The organism is Haladaptatus sp., from assembly GCF_049589095.1.
GTDB lineage: Archaea > Halobacteriota > Halobacteria > Halobacteriales > Haladaptataceae > Haladaptatus.
Genome location: NZ_JBAWAC010000608.1, coordinates 1 through 5,317, shown reverse-complemented (window position 1 = coordinate 5,317; position 5,317 = coordinate 1). Strand labels below are relative to the sequence as shown.

7 protein-coding genes are annotated in these 5,317 nt (G+C 61.2%); 5 read left to right on the top strand and 2 right to left on the bottom strand.

Annotation, left to right across the window (positions count from 1 at the left end; genetic code table 11):
- The 3 genes from WBV42_RS19070 to WBV42_RS19060 form a co-directional block, all read left to right on the top strand.
- Positions 1-327, top strand: a 327-nt coding sequence (locus WBV42_RS19070; protein ID WP_423987437.1) for a carbohydrate ABC transporter permease, incomplete at its 5' end; no start/stop codon positions are given.
- Positions 328-329: 2 nt separating this feature from the next.
- A complete protein-coding gene (locus tag WBV42_RS19065; protein WP_423987436.1) occupies positions 330-1,208 on the top strand; it encodes a carbohydrate ABC transporter permease in 879 nt (292 codons plus the stop codon).
- 70 nt (positions 1,209-1,278) lie between these two features.
- Entirely contained in the window at positions 1,279-2,439 is a 1,161-nt protein-coding gene (locus WBV42_RS19060) for an ABC transporter ATP-binding protein (protein WP_423987435.1), read from the top strand.
- Positions 2,440-2,562: 123 nt separating this feature from the next.
- On the opposite strand, the gene WBV42_RS19055 is transcribed toward WBV42_RS19060, so the two are convergent.
- The gene (locus WBV42_RS19055; protein WP_423987434.1) at positions 2,563-2,808 is read right to left on the bottom strand and encodes a BolA family protein; all 246 of its coding nucleotides are present in this window, start codon (positions 2,806-2,808) and stop codon (positions 2,563-2,565) included.
- Between the two features lie 98 nt (positions 2,809-2,906).
- Here WBV42_RS19055 and WBV42_RS19050 point away from each other — a divergent pair, with 98 nt between their 5' ends.
- Together WBV42_RS19050 and WBV42_RS19045 are read left to right on the top strand one after the other, a co-directional pair.
- Positions 2,907-3,104, top strand: a complete 198-nt coding sequence (locus WBV42_RS19050; protein ID WP_253226138.1) for a 30S ribosomal protein S17e — start codon at positions 2,907-2,909, stop codon at positions 3,102-3,104.
- A 226-nt stretch (positions 3,105-3,330) separates the two neighbouring features.
- Positions 3,331-4,311 (top strand): WD40/YVTN/BNR-like repeat-containing protein, encoded by a 981-nt coding sequence (locus tag WBV42_RS19045; RefSeq protein WP_423987433.1) that lies wholly within the window; start codon positions 3,331-3,333, stop codon positions 4,309-4,311.
- Between the two features lie 9 nt (positions 4,312-4,320).
- Here the strand turns inward: WBV42_RS19045 and WBV42_RS19040 are convergent.
- A partial coding sequence (locus tag WBV42_RS19040; RefSeq protein ID WP_423987432.1) for an alpha/beta hydrolase family protein occupies positions 4,321-5,317 on the bottom strand: 997 nt, incomplete at its 5' end.

Sequence of the window (5,317 nt, the reverse complement as noted above, 5' to 3'; positions counted from 1 at the left end):
CACTTCGAGGCTGCACGGGTCGACGGTGCATCGACGTATCGGCTGTATCGACGGGTCGTGATCCCACAACTGAAAGGCGCAACGATCAGCGCCTCGGTCGTTCTGATGGTGTTCGGGCTGAAGGCGTTCGACTTCCTCTACTCGCTGACCGGGTCGTACTACCCGCCGAAGGGGTCGGACATCCTGGCGACGATGATGGTGCGACAGGCGTTCGGTTCGCCGAACAACACGGCGTACGCGGCGGCCATCGGCATCATGCTGTTCCTGCTCGCGCTCGTCGTCATCGCGCCGTATCTCACGTACCAGTACAAACGAGGTGAGCTATAACCATGGCAACTGATTCGAGCGACACGTCCGTATTCGATGTAAGCAATCTATCGAAGATGGGATACTCCCGTATCCTCCTCTACGCGACAGTGGTCGCGCTGGTGTTACTGTATCTCCTCCCGATAGAGACGGGGCTCATGACGTCGCTCAAGACCGACGCTCTCGGATCGCTCCCGTACTTCCCGCCGGGGCCGTCGGGATTCACGTTCGTTCACTGGAGCGATGCGTTCTCCCAACTCGCCTCGGGACTCATCAACAGCTTCATCCTCGCGATTCCCGCGACGGTGCTATCGGCGTTCATCGGAAGCATCACGGCGTACGGGTTGACGAACCTCACGTGGCGGTACAAAGCGGCGTTTTTGACGCTGTTCATCGCCGGGATCTTCATCCCGTATCAGGCGGTGTTGATTCCGCTCTCGCAGTTCTGGGCGATCTACTTCCCGATTCACAACTTGTTCGGGACGTACGGTCAACTGATCGAACTGATAATCTCACACGTCGCCTACGGGATACCCATCACGCTGCTCCTGTTCCGGACGTACTACAAGGACATCCCGACGGAAATGTTGGAGGCGGCGGAGCTCGACGGTGCGAGCGCGTTCGGCATCTATCGTCGAATCATCCTGCCGCTGTCCGGCCCGATGTTCGCAGTGACGCTCATCTACCAGTTCACGCAGGTCTGGAACGACCTCCTGTTCGCGCTGGTCGTGATGGGTCCGGGACCGGCATCCCCGGTGACGATTCCGCTGGCACAGCTCGGCGCGAGCCTCACGAACGTCGGGTTCGGTATCCGAATGGCTGGCGCGTTCATCGCCGCCTTCCCGACGTTGCTGGTGTACATCATGTTCGGCGACCAGTTCGCGGAGGGGGTCGCAACATGAACGTACTTGTGAAGCGAGTACTGAACGTTCGAGTAACAGATAGCAGTTCACACAACAGGGTGATTACACAATGACGAACCTCGAAATGGACGGTGTGACGAAGGTGTTCCGTGAGGGCGGTGGCGGCGAAATCGTCGCGGTCTCCGATTTCACGGTGGATATCGACGACGGCGAGTTTCTCGTACTCGTCGGCCCATCCGGCTGTGGGAAATCGACCACGCTCCGCATGGTTGCGGGCTTGGAGACGATAACCAGCGGCGAGATGCGCCTCGGTGGGGAGCGAATGAACGAGAAGAAGCCGGGCGAACGGGACATCGCGATGGTGTTCCAGTCCTACGCGCTGTACCCGCACATGACAGTGCGGGAGAACATGCGGTTCGGACTCGAAGAGTCCACCGACATGGGGAAAGCCGAGATGAACTCGCTCGTCGAGGAGACGGCCGAAATGCTCGGCATGCCGGAGTTGCTCGACCGGAAACCGGGCGAACTCTCCGGCGGGCAACAACAGCGCGTCGCACTCGGCCGCGCCATCGTCCGTGACCCGGAAGTGTTCCTGATGGACGAGCCGTTGTCGAACCTGGACGCCAAACTTCGCTCGCAGATGCGGACCGAACTCCAGCGGCTTCAGGAGGACCTCGGCGTGACGACGGTGTACGTCACCCACGATCAAACGGAAGCGATGACGATGGGCGACCGGATCGCCATCCTGAACGACGGGAAACTCCAGCAGGTCGCCACGCCGATCGAGGCGTACCACCAACCGGCGAACCTCTTCGTCGCGGGATTCATCGGCGAGCCGTCGATGAATTTCTTCGAGATGGAGCGGGACGGGTCGAAACTCGTCGGCGAGCAGTTCGATTACGCGCTGTCGGCCGAGACGGCGAACGAACTCGGCGATTCGACGAACGTGACGCTCGGCGTTCGACCGGAGGACGTGGAACTCGTCTCCAACGGCAGCGACGAACACGATTTCGAAACGGTCGTGGACGTCGTGGAACCGATGGGGAACGAGAACAACGTCTACCTCCGATTTGCCGATGCCGACGAATCGAAAACGATGGAGGAACGCCAGACGTTCGTCGCCACGCTAAGCGGCATGCGAAGCATCGAGGAGGGTCAGGAAGTCGTGGCCCGAATCCCGGAGGACGCGATACACCTGTTCGACACAGAAACAGGGGCGGCGCTTCGTAACCGCCGCCTCGATCAAGAAGCGACGCTTCCGAACCGCTAACCCAGCTTTCCGTTTCTCATCTACTCGGTCGTCCTTTTCCTTCTAACAGCGGCGAGGAGGTCGTTACTCGTCAGATTCATTAGTTGCGTCGTTCGAACGCCGCGACCGGTCGAGGATACCGATTTACTCGTCGTACTCTTCGGGCGTGTACGTCTTCAGTTCGAGCGCGTGGATGTCCGTCGTCATGTGCTCCCCGAGCGTGTCGTACACCATCTGGTGCTGTTCGACCAGCGTTTTCCCGTCGAATGCCGGCGAGATAACCGTCGCAGCGAGGTGATCCTCGTCGTGCACACCGCGTGGATGGGTGACCGTGACGTCCGCATCTTCCAGTCCTGTTTCGATGAGTTCCGCGACATCGTCTGCGTTCATGGGGTCTCCTTTTCGGCCGACCACCAAAAGACGACGGGTTCGCTACGAATCGTCCCGCCTCCCCAACGGTTTTCCCGGCGTAGGTTGACGACCTTCCAATGCCAGTCCAACCCGATTACGTCAAAAAAGTAGCGACCGTTCTCCTGGAACGATACCCCGAGGCGTTCACGGACGACTTCGACCGGAACAAGGAGAGCGTGACGGCGCTGACGAACGTGGACTCGAAGAGCGTTCGAAACAAGATCGCGGGGTACATCACGAGGCGGGAGGGGAAGCCACCGCGCACCGTCGAGTGAACTACGACGAACTGGGCGTTTCGGTATCGCTCTCGACGGGTGACTCCCAGAGATAGATCGACGTGAGTCCGACGAGGACGACGCCGCCGCCGGCCGCGACCCGCGCAACATCGTGTCCGAATTCGAGTACGAAAAGGAGTGGATAAAGGGTTTCCTGAAGCAGAATCAAGTAGGATTACATACTATTTAGGGGTAGATTCAGGCGGTTCAGACCCGTCGTTCAAGTATGCGACTGTATGCCGCGATGCGAAACGGACTGTTCGTCACGGACGGGACCGAAACGGCGGCGGTGCGGTTGACGGACCACGATTTGGAGTGCGTCGTCGCGACCGGGGAGCGGGTCTTCTGTGGCACGTTCGACGCCGGTCTCTTCCGGAGCGAGGACGGCGGTGAGTCGTTCCACTCGGTCGGCGACGGGACGATTCGTGAGTCGGTGATGTCGCTCGCCGTCAACCCGACGGACCCGGACACAGTCTGGGTCGGTACGGAACCGAGCGCCGTCTACCGAAGCACGGACGGCGGTGATTCGTGGGAGAAGCGGGAGGGATTGACCGATCTCCCGTCCGAACCGAACTGGTCGTTCCCGCCGCGTCCCCACACACACCACGTCCGCTGGATCGAACCAGATCCGTACGACCCAGACCACCTCTACGTCGGAATCGAGGCCGGAGCGCTCGTTCAGACGTACGACGCGGGCGAGACGTGGGAGGACAAAGTACCGACCGCCCGCGTGGACAACCACTCGCTCACGACACACCCGGAGGCTCCGGGACGAGTTTGGTCGGCCGCGGGGGACGGCTACGCCGAATCCGAAAACGCCGGTGATACGTGGGAGTGCCCGCAGGAAGGTCTCGACCATCGTTACTGCTGGAGCGTTGCACTCGCACCCGACGAACCAAGCATCGTCCTGCTCTCCAGCGCGACCGGCCCGCGCAGTGCACATAACGTCGATTCCGCGGATTCGGCCGTCTACCGCAAGCGCGACGGCGAGCGGTGGGAGCGACTGGACGGCCTCCCGACGGGTGAAGGAGTTACACGAACCGTGTTCGAGCGGGGGACATCCGGCGACGAAGTGTTCGCCGTCAACAACCGCGGCCCGTTCAAAACGGAGAACGCGGGAACGACGTGGCAAGGAATCGTCGCGGAGTGGCCGACCGAATTCGAACGGATGACGGCACGCGGGTTGGCGGTCGTGGGTGAACGGTGAAGACGATACTTAGTTCGCCGCCATCCGCCGGTCGAGGAAGTCGGCCACAAGTTCCATCGAGCGGATCTTCTGTTCGATGTCGGTGCTTCCGTGTCCCTCCTCACCCAGTTCGACGTACTCGAAATCTTCGTCCTCGCCTTTCACGAAGCCGTCCTCCTCTAGCGCGTCCCGGAACAGTCTCGCTTGCGAGACCGGGACGCGGCGGTCGTTCACGCCGTGGACCATGAGTAACGGGGAACTGAGGTTTTCCGTGTACTCGACCGGACTTCGTTCCCGGTAGAGGTCGTGGTTCTCCTCCGGGTCGTCCATGTACTTCTCCATCAGGCCGGTCTGGAAGTGCGGCATCGTGTTCTCGTGCATGTCGTGGAGGTCGGTCACGCCGACCCACGCGATGCCCGCCGTGTACAGTTCGGGATACCGAACCATCTGCCAGTACGCGCTGTACCCGCCGTAGGATCCTCCGTACACGACGACTTCGTCCTCGTCGACCCAATCCTTGTTACGGAGCCATCGCGCCCCTTCGGCGACGTCGTCCTGTTCGGCACCGCCCCAGTCGCCGATGAGGCTGTTTTTGAACTCACGGCCGCGTCCGGTGGAGCCACGATAGTTAATCTCCAGAACCGTGTAGCCCCGATCGAGGAAGAACTGCGTTCGCCGTTTGAAGCTCCGCAGGTCCTGTGACGCCGGACCGCCGTGAACCTTCACGACCGCCTTGGACGGGCGCTCGCCGGAATCGTACAGCAGTCCGCCGATTTCGGTTCCGTCGTGGGACTCGAACGTCACGTATTCGGCGTCAATGAACGTCTCGGGGTCGATATCGCCGTAGACGGGTTCGATGAGCGTCTCCGTCGCCCCCGATTCGAGGTCGTGGACGAGCAGCGCGGGTCGCTGCGTCGGCGTCGTTCCTTGGACCAACACACGACTGTCGTCGACGAGAGCGGCGTCGCCGTAACTGGTGAACGAGGCGACACCCGTCGGCATGTCGAGTTCCGTCGCGGTTCCGTCG